The sequence below is a fragment of the Amycolatopsis sp. NPDC004169 genome, from assembly GCF_040610315.1.
GTDB lineage: Bacteria > Actinomycetota > Actinomycetes > Mycobacteriales > Pseudonocardiaceae > Amycolatopsis.
Genome location: NZ_JBEXMD010000006.1, coordinates 57,014 through 69,237 on the forward strand (window position 1 = coordinate 57,014; position 12,224 = coordinate 69,237).

Here is a 12,224-nt window from a genome sequence, read left to right on the forward strand (position 1 = left end):
CCACACAGTGCCCGAAGGCCGCCGCAGTCCGGCTCGGCCGGAAGGCCGACCCGGCCTTAAAACGAGCCAGCGGCGGTCTGCCTACTGCCCCTGCTGCGGGAACTGCCCCTGCTGGCCCGGCGCCGGGAACTGCCCTGCTGCGGCATCCCCTGCGCCTGGGACGGGTGCACCGGATACCCCTGCTGCGGAAACCCCTGCGGCTGCGAAGGGTGCGGCGGGTACCCCGTCGCGGCCTGCGCCTGACCCTGCTCCTCCTGGGCTTGCAGCCGCAGCGCGTCCTCCTTCGGGATGCGGTTCTCGATCCCGCAGAACGTGCACTGCGCCGTGTACTTGACGCTGATCGGGAACAGCGGGATGAAGAACAGCGTGAACTTCGTGACGGCCTTGCGCACCGCGTGCGACGCAGGATTGCCGCACCGGCCGCACAGGAACGTCGTCATCGCCAGCACGTAGATGCGGGTACGCCAGCCCCAGATCAGCATCGGTCTTCTCTCTTCCGGTTCTTCGTTCGCCGCGCAGCCTCGCACACGGCCGCCGCCCGGCGGGGCGGTTTCGGCGATCCTGTCCGGCCAATACCCGGCGAACCGGACATCCGGCCCGTACCGCGCCACCGGTGGTCACGGGACTAGATTGGGATCATGCCGAGCGACTTCGCCCTGAAGACGATGAACGCCGTCCACCGCGGCCTGATCAAGCTGACCGGCGGGCGGGTGGGCTGGCAGGTCGCCATGCCCGTCCTGGAGCTCACCACCACCGGCCGCAAGAGCGGGCAGCCACGGTCGGTGCTGCTGACCTCGCCCCACCAGGAGGGCGACACATGGGTCGTCGTGGCCTCGCGCGGCGGCGACGACACGCACCCGGCGTGGTTCCTCAACCTGCGTGACAACCCCGAGGTCGAGGTCTCGCTCAAGGGCGGGCCGAAGCAGCCGATGCGGGCCCGGATCGCCGACGCCGAAGAGCGGGCGCGGCTGTGGCCGAAGATCACCGCCGACTTCAAGAACTACGCGCAGTACCAGACGAAGACCGAGCGCGAGATCCCGCTCGTCTTCCTCGAACCGCGCTAGGTGTGATGTCCGGGGACGTTGTCCCGAGGTGAGGTGACCGGTGGCGGGCACCGCGTTCGTCCACACCGTCATCGACGACCACTCCCGCATCGCCTACGCCGAAATCCACACCGACGAAACCGCCGCCGCCGTGCTGCGCCGGGCCGTGGCCTGGTTCGCCGCCCGCGGCGTCACCATCGAACGCGCCCTCTACCCATCGGAAACCTCGCGGCGGGCCGCGCTACCGGCTGGCTCCACTTCTCCAACCATCACCGACCCCACAGCTCAACCGGCGGCAAACCGCCAGTCACCCGACTGACCAACCTCCCTGGACACCACAGCTAGGTCACGACCGCGCCGTCAGGTAGGCCGGGTCGGCGGCGGGGATCGGCTTGTCGGGCACCCCCGCAAGCAGCTGGCTCATGGCGTGGAAGTACGGCGGCGCGGCGACCGTGCCGCCGAACGCGCCGTGGCCGCAGTCGCCGAGGTGCACCGGGGTGCCCGGGCAGATCTCGCGCGGGTGCGGCCCGTCGGCGAACACCATGGACGACACCGCGTAGTCGTCGACACCACCGACGAAGGCCACGGATTCGCTGAGCTGGGTCGTGCCCGTCTTGCCGATGTCGGGCCTGCTCCAGCCGGCCGCGCGGGCCGCCTCGGCGGACGTGCCGCTCGTGGTGTCCTTGCTCAGCCCCGCTTCCAGGGTGTCCGCCACGCCCTGGGGGAGCACCCGTTCGCACGCCTGCTGCGCGACCGGCACGGCGTTGCCGTTCCGGTCGGTCACCGACAGGATCGGGTTCGGCGGGCACCACACGCCGCCGCTCATCAGCGTCGCCGACACGTTGGCCATCTCCAGCGGGCTGACCGGGCTGTTGCCGAGGGTGAACGACAGCAGGTTCCGGAAGTACTGCGACTGCGGCTGGCTGAACTGCGGGTTGCCCGACTTCGGATCCGGCGTGCGGCCGGCGTCGTTGGTCGCGAGGGTGGTGCGCAGCCCGAGCTTGGCCGCCATGTCGAGCACGGCGGGCATCCCGACCTGGCTCTCCAGCCCGACGAACGCGACGTTCGGCGACGTCGCCAGCCCGTCGGCGAGGGTGATCGGGTCGGCGTAGTGGCCGTCGTTGTGGACGGTGTAGCACGATCCGTGCGCGTCCGGCGCCGGGAAGCACTGGCTGTCCGGGTTGGGCAGCGGGGTGTCGAGGCCGGCCTTGCCGGTGACGAGCGCCGCGGCCGAGGTGAAGATCTTGAACGACGAGCCCGCGCCGAACTCGTTGCTCGCGTCGGCGACGATGTCGGTCGACGTCTCGCCCCGCGCCGGATCGGTGCCGTAGTTGCGGTTCGCGACCATGGCGAGCACCTGGTGCCCGTCCTGGCCCGGCTGGACGACGGCGAAGGTGTTGGCCACGCCGTCCTGGGTGGTCGGCACGTTCGCGTCGACGGCGTCCTTGGTCACCTGCGAGACGCGCGGGTCGAGGGTGGTCTTGATCGTGTACCCGCCGGTGGCCAGCCGGTCGGCGGTGAACCCGGCGTGCACCAGGTAGCTTTCGGCGTAGGCGCAGAAGAAGCCCGCGTCGGGGGTCGCACCCATGCAGGTCCCGGACGGCGTGACCGGGCCGTTCGGCAGGACCCCGAGCGGGGTCGCCTTCGCCGTCGCCGCGTAGGAGGCCGGGATGGAGCCGTTGGTGACCATGTCGTCGATGACGAGGTTGCGGCGCTGCAGCGCCTTGTCCGGGTGGGTGTACGGGTTGTAGACGCTGGGGTTGTTCACCATTCCGGCGAGCAGCGCGGCCTGCGGAACGGTCAATTTGTCCGGCGTCGTCCCGAAATACGCCTTCGCGGCCGCGCCGACCCCGTACACGGTTCCGCTGAATTCGACCACGTTGAGGTAGTTCGCCAGAATGTCGTCCTTGCTCATGGTCGCGTTGAGCTGCACGGCCATTTTCGCCTCGCGCAGCTTGCGGGCGAGCGAGTCCTCGCGATCGGCCTGCTGGGCCGCCGGGTCGTTCCGGTCGACCACGTTGATCAGGTAGTTCTTGACCTCCTGCTGCGTGATCGTCGAGGCGCCCTGCAGTGCCCCGCCGGTGCTGTCGTTGACCGCCGCGCGCAGCATTCCCTGCATGTCGACGCCGCCTTCGGTGTAGAACCGGCGATCCTCGACGGCGATGATGGCGGCCTTCATCGTGGTCGCGATCCCGGCCGCGGTGACGGGCAGGCGGTACTGCGCGTAGAGCGTCGCGATCGGCGTGCCGTCGCGGTCGGTGACCGTGGTCACCAGCGGCGGATCGGCGGCGGCGAGCTGGGCGGAAATGGCGTCCACCGAATCGCTCACCTGATTCGACAACAGGCCGGCCCCGATGGCGGCGGGCGCGACCGTCCCGGCCACCAGAATCCCGGCGAGCAGACACAAACCGGTAAAAGGGACCACGCCCCGGCGACGTTTCACGAATTCGAGATTAGGCATCGCGCGATAAAGGTTCCGTTCGGTGAGACATGTGCCTCACCGGGCCAACCTGCCGAGCAGGGCCGAAGCGACCGCAACGGCCACCGCCGTCGCCACCACCAGCACGGCGAAGTCGGTCCCGAGGTGGGCGGGTGTCCCGATGAGCAGGCCGCGCAGCGCGTCGACCTGGTAGCTCAGCGGGTTGACGTGGCTGAGCACCTTCAGCCACGACGGCATCAGGTCCACCGGGTACAGCGCGTTCGAGCCGAAGAACAGCGGCATGGTGATCGCCTGCCCGATCCCCATCAGCCGTTCCCGCGACAGCACGATCCCGGCGATCACGATGGACAGGCAGCAGAAGAACGCCGAACCGAGCACGAGGACGGCGGCCATCGCGAGCAGCTTCAGCGGGTTCACGGTCAGCCCGACGCCGAGGACCGCGGCCAGTACCAGCACCATCAGCGCCTGGACGAGCGCGCGGACCCCGGCCGCGAAGGCCTTTCCGGCGACGAGCGCGGCGCGCGGGGTGGGGGTGACCAGGAGCTTGGCGAGCACGCCCGCGTCGCGCTCCCAGATGATCTGGATGCCGTAGAAGATCGCGATGAACAGGGCCGACTGGGCGAGGATGCCCGGCGCCAGGAAGTCGAGGTACGGCGTCGAGCCGGTCGGGATCGCGCGCAGCCGGGTGAACGTCTCGCCGAAGATCAGCAGCCACAGCGCGGGCTGGATCGCCCGGGTGAGCAGCTCGGTCTGGTCGCGGCGCAGTTTCTGCAGCTCCACCAGGCACATCGCGCCGACGCGGGCGCCCAGTACGCGCAGCCGGCCCAGCGGGCCCGGATCAGCCGAGGCGGCGGGCGGTACGGCGAGTGGCACGGACACCGCGGATCCCTCCTTCTTCGTGGTCGAGGCGGTTCCCGGTGACCGACCGGAACACGTCGTCCAAAGTGGACTCGGGGCCGAGGCCGGCCTCCAGTTCGGCCGGCGTGCCGAGCGCGCGGATGCGGCCGCTGTGCATCAGGGCGACGCGGTCGCAGTACTGCTCGGCCTCGTCCATGTAGTGGGTGGTGACGAGCACGGTCATGCCGGTCGCTTCGCGGATCGAGCCGATCCGGTCCCACACCGACGACCGCGCGACCGGGTCGAGCCCGATCGTCGGCTCGTCGAGGATGAGCAGCCGGGGCGAGCTGACCAACGCCTGGGCGAGCTCGAGCCGGCGGATCATGCCCCCGGAGTAGGTCTTGGCCGTGCGATCGGCGTCGTCGGCCAGCCCGACGAGTTCCAGGGCCAGCCGCACCTGCTCGGCCCGGCCGCGGCGGGGCACGTCGAACAGCCGCGCGAACAGCGCGACGTTCTCGCGGCCGGTCAGCGCGCCGTCGGCGGACAGCTGCTGCGGGACGTACCCGATGAGCCGCCGCACGGCCATCCGGCGGCGGGCGACGTCGACGCCGAAGACGGCGATGCGGTCGGGGCCGGCCGGCAGCAGGGTGGTGATCATCCGCAACGTCGTGGTCTTGCCGGCGCCGTTCGGGCCGAGCAGGCCGAACACCTCGCCGGGGTGGATTTCCAGGTCTACGCCGTCCACCGCGCGGGTCGCGCCGAACGAGTGGCTCAGGCCGGTGCAGCGCACCGCCGCGGGTTCGGTCATGGCTGCTCCTTCAGGATGCCCATGAGTTTTTCGAGGGCGGGCAACGCCTGCTCGATCGCTGCGGTGTCCTCTTCGGACAGCCGGGTGAGGGCGTCGGCGACGAGCCCGGTGCGGGCGCGGCGCCAGGCCGTCATCCGGTCGGCGGCCGCGGCGGTGATCTCCAGCCGGACCGCGCGCCGGTCGGCGGGATCGGCTTCGCGGCGCACCAAGCCCGCTTCGGCGAGCTGGTTGACCAGCGTGCTGACGGAGTTGTTCGCCAGGTGCAGCTCACGAGCGGCGGCGGCGACCCCGATGCCGGGGTGATCGGCCACGACCCGCAGCAGCTCGACCTGGGCGCCGGGCAGCGGGGCGCCCGGTACGTCGGCCCGGATCCGGCGGCGCACCACCCGGCGTACCCCCAGGACGGCACCCAGCAGCCGGTCGGCGAGTTCGGTCATGCTTCCGAAGGTAGCTCTGACCCAGAACTATTAGCAACGCTAAATGTCCGGTTGATGACGAAAGTGAAGAATCAGCCGCGAGCCGCTTCGGCGAGGGCCAGGTCGAGCAGGCCGGGGAAGCGGGCGTCGAACTCTTCGCGGCGCAGGGCGTTCAGCCGTTGCGTGCCGCTGTCCCACTGCCGGAGCAGGCCGGCGGCGCGGAGGATCTTGAAGTGCCGGGAGGCGGCGGGTTTGCTGACCGGTGGCATGAGCGCGCCGCAGGACTGGCCGGGTTTCCTGGCGAGCGCGGCGACCATGGCCAGCCGGTACGGGTCGCGCAGGGCCTCCAGGGCTGCGGCGAAGGAGACGTCTTCGAGCGCCGGGTGCTCCAAGGGGGTCGCGGTGCGGCTGGCCATGTCCCGAGTATCCCGGTTGCCCGGGCGTACGCCGCTGTGTCATGGTCGATGTTAGTCATCTCGTTAACATGAGGAGCTGTGGTGCGCGCTTACCGTCCTCGATCCGGCCGCCTGGTCCAGCAGGAAGAGCCGATGCCCGAGCCGCGGCCCGGCGAGGTGCTCGTCCGGGTGCGGGCGGTGTCGCTGAACTACCGCGATCTGCTGATCCTGAACGGCGACCACTTCGCCCCCGGAAGCGGGGCCCTGATCCCGGTCTCGGACGCCGCGGGTGAGGTCGCGGCCGTCGGCGAGGGCGTCACGCGCTTCGGCGCGGGGGACCGGGTGATCAACACCTTCCACCCGGACTGGATCGCCGGCCGGATGCCCGACACCGCGGTGGGCTACGGCAACGGCCGGGACGGCTGGCTCGCCGAGTACCGGGCCGTCCCGGAGCACGCGCTCGTCGCACTGCCGGATTCGCTGAGCTTCGAGCAGGGTGCCACGCTGCCGTGTGCTGCCGTCACCGCGTGGACGTCGCTCGACGGCGTGCGCCCGGGTGACGTCGTGCTGACCCTCGGCACCGGCGGTGTCTCGCTGTTCGCCGTGCAGCTGGCGAAGGCGCGGGGAGCCCGGGTCGTCTCGACGACGTCGAGCGCGGACAAGGCGGCGAAGCTGACCGGACTCGGCGCGGACACGGTGATCGACTACGCCGCGGTGCCGGACTGGGGCCAGGCGGTGCTCGACACCACGGGTGGGCGGGGTGCGGACCGGATCGTCGAGGTGGGCGGGCCCGGCACGTTCGCGCAGTCGGTGGTCGCCGCCGGGACGCACCACGCCGAGATCGCGCTCGTCGGGTTCGTCGGCCGGAGCGGGCCCGCGGTCGACTTCATGGACCTGTTCCGCAGCGGCGCGACCCTGCGGAAGATCTGGGTCGGCAGCCGCGAGGACACCGAAGACCTGCTCCGGTGGCTCGACGTGTGGCCGATCGAGCCGGTCATCGACGGCGTTCACTCCTTCGAGGACGCCGAGGCGGCCTTCCGGCGCTTCGAGAGCCGGGAGAACTTCGGCAAGGTCGTGATCGCTGTCGGCTGAGGCGAGAGGAATACCGCTGATCGGCGCAACCTGACCGGGTGTGACCGTTCGGCGGCGGGCCGCTGCCGTTCGCCGCGCCGCGGCGGGAGTTGCGGTCCGGAACCCGCGCCGCGGGAGCATGCTGTCCTCTCCGGCCCCGCGTCCCCGCGCCTGACGTCCACAGTGGACATTGCCAGTGCGCCCGGTCCGGCGGCCTCCGAAATGAGGATAGGAACGTTCGTCGTGACCCTGCTGGACAGCAAGCTCGTCCGGTGCTGGACCTCCCGCCCGCACCTGCAGTCCCTCTACTCCCTCGCCGCGGCCGCCCCGCGGGTGCGCGCCGCGCTCGGCCTGGCGCCCACCGGCGGCGGCACCGTCGACTTCAAGGTGACCGGGGACGCGCTGGCCCGCACCGAAGCGGAGCTGATCGCCGCGACGTCGGCACGGCTACCGGTGCACCCGCTGGTGACGCAGGACCTGCACGGCCGTTCCACGGTCCGGTGCTGGCGGCGCAACCGCGACCTGCGCGTGCTGACCGGCGACCTGGTGGACGTCGCGGACCGGCTGGCCAGGGCGGGGTACGGCGGCTCGCTGCGGTTCGCGACCGTCGAGTTCGGCGAGCCGGGCGGGCGCCGCGAGGGCAAGCTGGCGCTGGTGTACCTGTTCGACCGCGGCACCTTCCACCCCGCGGCACCCGGGGCGCGGCAGCTGGACAGGGCGCTGGAGCTGCGGGCCCGGGCCGCGTTGCACGGCGCGTTGCCGCTGGAACCGGTCGCGCAGCGGCGGTTCGTGCTCTGACGCGGCCCTGAAAATCCTTCGATTGGCGCAGGCGGACCGTTCTGCGAGGATGCTGCTCTCGTCCGATCGAAGGAGATGGCCGTGGCTTCTCGCCTCAACCCGTACCTGAGCTTCCGCGACGACGCGCGGCAGGCCATGGAGTTCTACAAGGGTGTCTTCGGCGGCACGCTCACCCTGAACACGTTCGGGGAATTCGGATCACCCGAAGGAGCGGACGCGAACAAGGTCATGCACGCGCAGCTCGAGGCCGAAAACGGCTTCACGCTGATGGCGTCGGACACCCCGGCCGGCATGGAGCACAACCCGGGCACGAACATTTCGGTGAGCCTCAGCGGGGACGACGCCGACGACCTCCGCGGCTACTGGGACAAGCTGAGCGAAGGCGGCACCGTGACGGTTCCGTTCGAAAAGCAGATGTGGGGCGACGAATTCGGTGCCTGCGTCGACCGGTTCGGCATCCCGTGGATGGTCAACGTCGTGCAGGGCTAGCCCCGAGCCGTTGCAGCCGGTGGCCTCGTCGGTGACGATGGGGGAGCCGGCGTGGCGTGACGCGCCGGGCCGAAGGAGGCCCGATGGCGGGTTTTCCCTGGACGTGTGCGCAGTGCGGCGCGGTCAACGACCCCGCCGCCCGGCGCTGCCGCACCTGCGCGGGCCTGGCGCCGGGCCGGGCTCGCGCGCGGGCGCTGTGGGTGCTGCTGACCCTGATGGTGGTCGCTGCCGTCGCGGTGGGCGGGGTCCTGCTGTACGCCGGGCGCTCGCGGCCCTCGCCGGCCGCGTCGGGGCCGTTCCCGGAGTACACGACACCCGCACTGCCGACCACCAAGACCGTGGTCACCACCGCGAACGGCGTCACCCCGCCCGCCACCCCGGCCACCACCACGTCGACCTCGGACGGCAAGCCGTGCCCGGCCGACGCGGCGCGGTACCTGCCCGGCGGCACCGGGACGGCGCTGCTCGTGGGGCAGACCGCGAAGTCGCTCGTCACGATCTGCCGGACCCCCGACGGCCGGATCTTCTACGACGGCCAGGCCCGCGGCCAGGCGGCCTCCGACCAGACCCACATCATGCTGCCGGCCCAGGCCCAGGGTGACGGCTTCGTCGCGGTGAACGGCGAGTACAGCTACAAGGTCGACGGCGGCAGGCTGGTCGTGTCCGCCGGGTCCGACGTGCTCTCCGACGAGGAGCTGACCACGGTCGGCTGACCGCCGGACAGCTCCTCGACCGGCTCCGCGTCGAACCCGAGGTCGGCCCGCATCCGGGCGCGCATGACGCGGTAGCCGCGCTGGCCGGCGTCCCAGGCCGGCCGCATCCTGGTGCCCTCGTCGTCCGGGTCCAGCAGCATCGCGGCCAGCCGCATCCGGGGCAGCGTGGCGGCGCTGACCAGCTGCCGGACCGCCTCCGGTGCGTGCAGCACGACGGGCCCGAGCGCGTGCTGGGCCTCGCTGCGCACCTCGCGCACCTCGGCGAGCTGGTGTTCGTCGAGCTGCTTGCCCGCTTCGCGGAGGGCGCGGGCCTGGAACAGCACGCCGTCGAACGCCTCCAGCGCACCCATCAGCCGGGCGTAGGCCTCGGCACGGGTCTCGTGGGTCCGGGCCTCGCGTTCGCGCTGCCACCGGCGCTCCTCGCGAGCGGCCTCCTCGGTCATCCGGCGGGTCTCCCGCCGGCCCGAAAGGACCTGGGTCAGGATCACCCCGGCGAGGCCGAGGAGTGCGACGACGATCGGAATCCACACCGGGACCTGGGAACCCACGTGCGCACCCTACCCAGCATGTGGGAGCGGCGGCGGCCACCCGGCCCGCGTCCGCATGCTGGAGCCATGGTCTCTCCGCTGGACAACCCGACCTGGGCGTCGCTGACCGGCCCGCACGCCCGCTTCGCGGAACGGCAGGGGCGCGTGGTGCGCTACCCCGAGGACGTCGCGCCGTTCCTGGCCCTGCCCGACGACCCGGACGAGCAGGACTGGCGGGACGTCGCCGGGCTCGCCGGGCCGGGCGCGACCGTCGTGCTCGCCGCGTCCGCGGCCCGGCCGCCGTCCGGCTGGGAGGTGCTCGACGAGATCCCCGGCGTGCAGCTGGTCGACGAAGGGGTCGCGGCCGCGCCCGACCCGGAGGCCGTGCGGCTCGGCGCGGCGGACGTGCCGGAGATGCTGGACCTCGTCGAGCGGACGCGGCCGGGACCGTTCCGCACGCGGACCGTCGAGCTCGGCACCTACCTCGGCATCCGGCGCGGCGGCGCCCTCGTCGCGATGGCCGGGGAGCGGCTGCACCCGCCCGGCTACACCGAGATCAGCGCGGTCTGCACGGACCCGGCGTTCCGCGGGCAGGGTCTCGCGACCCGGTTGGTGCTCGCGGTGGCGGCGGGCATCCGCGAGCGCGGCGAGATCCCGATGATGCACGCGGCGGCGAGCAACACCTCGGCGATCCGCCTCTACCTGTCGCTGGGGTTCGCGCTGCGGCACCGGCCCGACTTCGTGGCGGTGCGCGTGCCGCTCGCGGTCGCGGCCTAGGCACCCGTCGACGACCCGGGCCGGACGATCATCAGCACCGTCACCACGGCCCAGAGCAGGTTGAACACGCCGGTCAGCATGGCCAGCCGGCCGAGGGTGTCCGTTGTGGACTCCGCGGCCAGCAGCCGCCGCTGGCGCGGCAGGATCAGCAGTGCGAGCACCGCGGCCGCGACCGCGGTCAGGCCGATCGAGACGAGCAGCCACGGGTCGCCCATGACGTGCATCGTGCCCGCGACGCCGAACCCGAACACCGGGACGGCGATGGCCGCGTAGGCGTACACGCGGCAGATCCGGTGCAGCAGGGTGGCCGCCTTGACGTCGTCCCGGCGGACCGCGGCGGGGAACATGCTGGCCGCGACCGCGACCGGGCCCACGGCGAGGATCGCCGCCAGGACGTGGACCGAAAGCAGGATTTTCGACACGCACCGAAGCTAGCGATCTTCGCCGGGCCGGAGGAGTGGCTGGATCGCCACGAATCGCCTGGATCCGGCCACCGGGTGGCCCTGACTCGGCCGGGGACCCGCCCGTGCGTCGCCTCGCCCGCGTACGTCAGCCCCGCCGGACCGAGCGGCCCCGGCCGTGGCGATGCCCTGCCCGCGCTGCGGCCACGCCGCCCGCGCGGTCTAGCCCGGCACCCACATCGTGACGCGGGTGCCGCGGCCCGGCTGCGAGTCCACCGTGCCGTGCCCGCCGACCTCGGCCAGCCGGGCCACGATGGACTGGCTGATGCCGAAGCCCGGCGGCCGGTCGCGGACGTCGAAACCCTGGCCCTGGTCGCGGGCCACCACGGCGATCCCGCCGTCGCGTTCCTCCACGCGCAGCACGACCTGCTTCGTCCCCGAGTGCTTCACCGTGTTGCGCAACGCTTCCCGGACCGCTTCGCACAACGCGGTGCGCCGGTCCTGCGACACCTTGTGGTCGTCGGCGAAGTCGGCGGCGACGAGCTGGGTGCGCAGGCCGTCGCGGGCGAGTTCGGTGGCGACGTCGGCGAGTTCGACCGCGAACCCGCGCGTCGGCCCGGTCGGCACCGGCTCGGTGATCCGGCGGCGCAGCTCGGCCGCCTCGGCCTTGGCGACCGAACGCAGCTCCGCCAGCCGCGTGACGGCCTCGGCGTCGTCGCCCGGTGCGGAGATGGCCAGCGCTTCGAGGGTCTGCAGGACGCTGTCGTGCATGATGCGCCGGGTCCGGCGGCGCTCGGCCTCGCGCCCGCGGCGCAGCCCGATGTCCACCGCGAACCGCGTGCCGACGCCGAGCATGATGAGGATCGCGACGGCGAGCACGATCGCGACCGCGAGCGCCACCATGCAGCCGATCGACCGCGTCACGGCGAGCTGGTTGTCCAGCGGCAGCCCACCGGCCACGGTGAGCAGGGCCCGGAACGGAACGGCCGCGGCGAACAGCCACAGCGCGGCAGGCAGCCCGGACGTGCCCGCCCACATGGCGACCGAGCCGACCAGCCAGGTCCAGGACACGTCGACGGCGAACGGCTGGATCGCGGCCGGCGCGGTCATGGCGACCACGAGGTTGAGGACCACGCCGAGGGACAGGTCCAGCCCGAGCGCGCGCCCGGTGAACCGGGCCCGCAGGCCACCCGACCGTAGCACCCAGACGACGGCGGCGACGTTGGCCGCGACGGCGAAGACGGTGGCGCCGAGCACCGGGCCGAGCCCGAGCACACCGTTCGCGGCGGTGAACCCGATGAAGACCTTGACGAACGCGGCGGCCCGGTAGGCCAGCGGCACGGCGACCCAGTAGCGGGAGGCACGGGCCAGCGTCGCGTCCCCGACGGCGGTGAGGTCACTGCTGTCGGGCACGGGCTCGGTGGGTTCCGCGGGTGTGCCGCTGCGCAGCAGATCGCGGACGAAGGCGCGTGGCGGTGCGGCAGAGCCCGCCTCGGGCATCGGTGGTCC

General features: G+C 72.2%; 15 protein-coding genes and 1 pseudogene. 7 read left to right on the forward strand and 9 right to left on the reverse strand.

Features of this window, described 5'->3' with window-relative positions; translation table 11 throughout:
- Nucleotides 1–56: 56 nt before the first annotated feature.
- Nucleotides 57–482 carry a zinc-ribbon domain-containing protein gene (locus ABZX11_RS10065; protein WP_354911610.1) on the reverse strand — a complete coding sequence of 142 codons (426 nt, stop codon included), beginning with the start codon at nucleotides 480–482 and terminating at the stop codon, nucleotides 57–59.
- 156 nt (nucleotides 483–638) lie between these two features.
- Between ABZX11_RS10065 and ABZX11_RS10070 the strand changes: the two genes are divergently transcribed.
- Both ABZX11_RS10070 and ABZX11_RS10075 read left to right on the forward strand, forming a co-directional pair.
- On the forward strand, nucleotides 639–1,064 hold the full coding sequence (locus ABZX11_RS10070; RefSeq protein ID WP_176176456.1) for a nitroreductase/quinone reductase family protein: 426 nt from the start codon (nucleotides 639–641) through the stop codon (nucleotides 1,062–1,064).
- Nucleotides 1,065–1,110: 46 nt separating this feature from the next.
- A pseudogene (locus tag ABZX11_RS10075) lies at nucleotides 1,111–1,388 on the forward strand (IS481 family transposase); the annotation flags it as partial.
- A 1-nt stretch (nucleotide 1,389) separates the two neighbouring features.
- Here ABZX11_RS10075 and ABZX11_RS10080 read toward each other — a convergent pair.
- The 5 genes from ABZX11_RS10080 to ABZX11_RS10100 all read right to left on the reverse strand — a co-directional run bounded on the left by ABZX11_RS10080 (nucleotide 1,390) and on the right by ABZX11_RS10100 (nucleotide 5,960).
- The gene (locus tag ABZX11_RS10080) at nucleotides 1,390–3,504 is read right to left on the reverse strand and encodes a transglycosylase domain-containing protein (RefSeq protein WP_354911613.1); all 2,115 of its coding nucleotides are present in this window, start codon (nucleotides 3,502–3,504) and stop codon (nucleotides 1,390–1,392) included.
- Nucleotides 3,505–3,540: 36 nt separating this feature from the next.
- Complete coding sequence (locus ABZX11_RS10085) at nucleotides 3,541–4,362, reverse strand: ABC transporter permease (RefSeq protein WP_354911616.1); 822 nt, start codon at nucleotides 4,360–4,362, stop codon at nucleotides 3,541–3,543.
- On the reverse strand, nucleotides 4,322–5,128 hold the full coding sequence (locus tag ABZX11_RS10090) for an ATP-binding cassette domain-containing protein (protein WP_354911619.1): 807 nt from the start codon (nucleotides 5,126–5,128) through the stop codon (nucleotides 4,322–4,324). Before ABZX11_RS10090 ends, ABZX11_RS10085 begins: the two co-directional genes overlap by 41 nt.
- Nucleotides 5,125–5,565 (reverse strand): MarR family transcriptional regulator, encoded by a 441-nt coding sequence (locus tag ABZX11_RS10095; protein WP_354911621.1) that lies wholly within the window; start codon nucleotides 5,563–5,565, stop codon nucleotides 5,125–5,127. The genes ABZX11_RS10090 and ABZX11_RS10095 overlap by 4 nt, the downstream gene beginning before the upstream one ends.
- Nucleotides 5,566–5,636: 71 nt before the next feature.
- Nucleotides 5,637–5,960 carry a helix-turn-helix domain-containing protein gene (locus ABZX11_RS10100; RefSeq protein WP_354911624.1) on the reverse strand — a complete coding sequence of 108 codons (324 nt, stop codon included), beginning with the start codon at nucleotides 5,958–5,960 and terminating at the stop codon, nucleotides 5,637–5,639.
- An 81-nt stretch (nucleotides 5,961–6,041) separates the two neighbouring features.
- Between ABZX11_RS10100 and ABZX11_RS10105 the strand changes: the two genes are divergently transcribed.
- The 4 genes from ABZX11_RS10105 to ABZX11_RS10120 all read left to right on the forward strand — a co-directional run bounded on the left by ABZX11_RS10105 (nucleotide 6,042) and on the right by ABZX11_RS10120 (nucleotide 9,010).
- Nucleotides 6,042–7,031, forward strand: coding sequence for an NAD(P)-dependent alcohol dehydrogenase (locus ABZX11_RS10105; RefSeq protein ID WP_354911626.1), 990 nt, complete (start codon nucleotides 6,042–6,044; stop codon nucleotides 7,029–7,031).
- A gap of 222 nt (nucleotides 7,032–7,253) precedes the next feature.
- Nucleotides 7,254–7,808 (forward strand): hypothetical protein, encoded by a 555-nt coding sequence (locus tag ABZX11_RS10110; protein ID WP_176176463.1) that lies wholly within the window; start codon nucleotides 7,254–7,256, stop codon nucleotides 7,806–7,808.
- A gap of 81 nt (nucleotides 7,809–7,889) precedes the next feature.
- On the forward strand, nucleotides 7,890–8,297 hold the full coding sequence (locus ABZX11_RS10115; RefSeq protein WP_176176464.1) for a VOC family protein: 408 nt from the start codon (nucleotides 7,890–7,892) through the stop codon (nucleotides 8,295–8,297).
- A gap of 83 nt (nucleotides 8,298–8,380) precedes the next feature.
- Nucleotides 8,381–9,010: a hypothetical protein gene (locus ABZX11_RS10120; RefSeq protein ID WP_354911629.1), complete on the forward strand. Its 630-nt coding sequence runs from the start codon at nucleotides 8,381–8,383 to the stop codon at nucleotides 9,008–9,010.
- Here ABZX11_RS10120 and ABZX11_RS10125 read toward each other — a convergent pair.
- Nucleotides 8,929–9,558 (reverse strand): hypothetical protein, encoded by a 630-nt coding sequence (locus ABZX11_RS10125; RefSeq protein WP_354911632.1) that lies wholly within the window; start codon nucleotides 9,556–9,558, stop codon nucleotides 8,929–8,931. The genes ABZX11_RS10120 and ABZX11_RS10125 overlap by 82 nt on opposite strands.
- 66 nt (nucleotides 9,559–9,624) lie before the next feature.
- On the opposite strand from ABZX11_RS10125, the gene ABZX11_RS10130 reads away from it, so the two are divergent.
- Nucleotides 9,625–10,314 (forward strand): GNAT family N-acetyltransferase, encoded by a 690-nt coding sequence (locus ABZX11_RS10130; protein WP_354911634.1) that lies wholly within the window; start codon nucleotides 9,625–9,627, stop codon nucleotides 10,312–10,314.
- Here the strand turns inward: ABZX11_RS10130 and ABZX11_RS10135 are convergent.
- The gene (locus tag ABZX11_RS10135; RefSeq protein WP_176176467.1) at nucleotides 10,311–10,736 is read right to left on the reverse strand and encodes a DUF2269 family protein; all 426 of its coding nucleotides are present in this window, start codon (nucleotides 10,734–10,736) and stop codon (nucleotides 10,311–10,313) included. The two genes, ABZX11_RS10130 and ABZX11_RS10135, sit on opposite strands and share 4 nt — an antisense overlap.
- Nucleotides 10,737–10,937: 201 nt before the next feature.
- Nucleotides 10,938–12,215: an ATP-binding protein gene (locus ABZX11_RS10140; RefSeq protein WP_176176468.1), complete on the reverse strand. Its 1,278-nt coding sequence runs from the start codon at nucleotides 12,213–12,215 to the stop codon at nucleotides 10,938–10,940.
- Nucleotides 12,216–12,224 lie beyond the last annotated feature (9 nt).

Excerpts from the sequence above, each read along its gene's own strand:
- ABZX11_RS10065 (WP_354911610.1), bottom strand. The coding sequence starts at position 482 with ATGCTGATCTGGGGCTGGCGTACCCGCATCTACGTGCTGGCGATGACG.
- ABZX11_RS10070 (WP_176176456.1), top strand. The coding sequence starts at position 639 with ATGCCGAGCGACTTCGCCCTGAAGACGATGAACGCCGTCCACCGCGGC.
- ABZX11_RS10080 (WP_354911613.1), bottom strand. The coding sequence starts at position 3,504 with ATGCCTAATCTCGAATTCGTGAAACGTCGCCGGGGCGTGGTCCCTTTT.
- ABZX11_RS10090 (WP_354911619.1), bottom strand. The coding sequence starts at position 5,128 with ATGACCGAACCCGCGGCGGTGCGCTGCACCGGCCTGAGCCACTCGTTC.
- ABZX11_RS10095 (WP_354911621.1), bottom strand. The coding sequence starts at position 5,565 with ATGACCGAACTCGCCGACCGGCTGCTGGGTGCCGTCCTGGGGGTACGC.
- ABZX11_RS10100 (WP_354911624.1), bottom strand. The coding sequence starts at position 5,960 with ATGGCCAGCCGCACCGCGACCCCCTTGGAGCACCCGGCGCTCGAAGAC.
- ABZX11_RS10120 (WP_354911629.1), top strand. The coding sequence starts at position 8,381 with ATGGCGGGTTTTCCCTGGACGTGTGCGCAGTGCGGCGCGGTCAACGAC.
- ABZX11_RS10130 (WP_354911634.1), top strand. The coding sequence starts at position 9,625 with ATGGTCTCTCCGCTGGACAACCCGACCTGGGCGTCGCTGACCGGCCCG.
- ABZX11_RS10140 (WP_176176468.1), bottom strand. The coding sequence starts at position 12,215 with ATGCCCGAGGCGGGCTCTGCCGCACCGCCACGCGCCTTCGTCCGCGAT.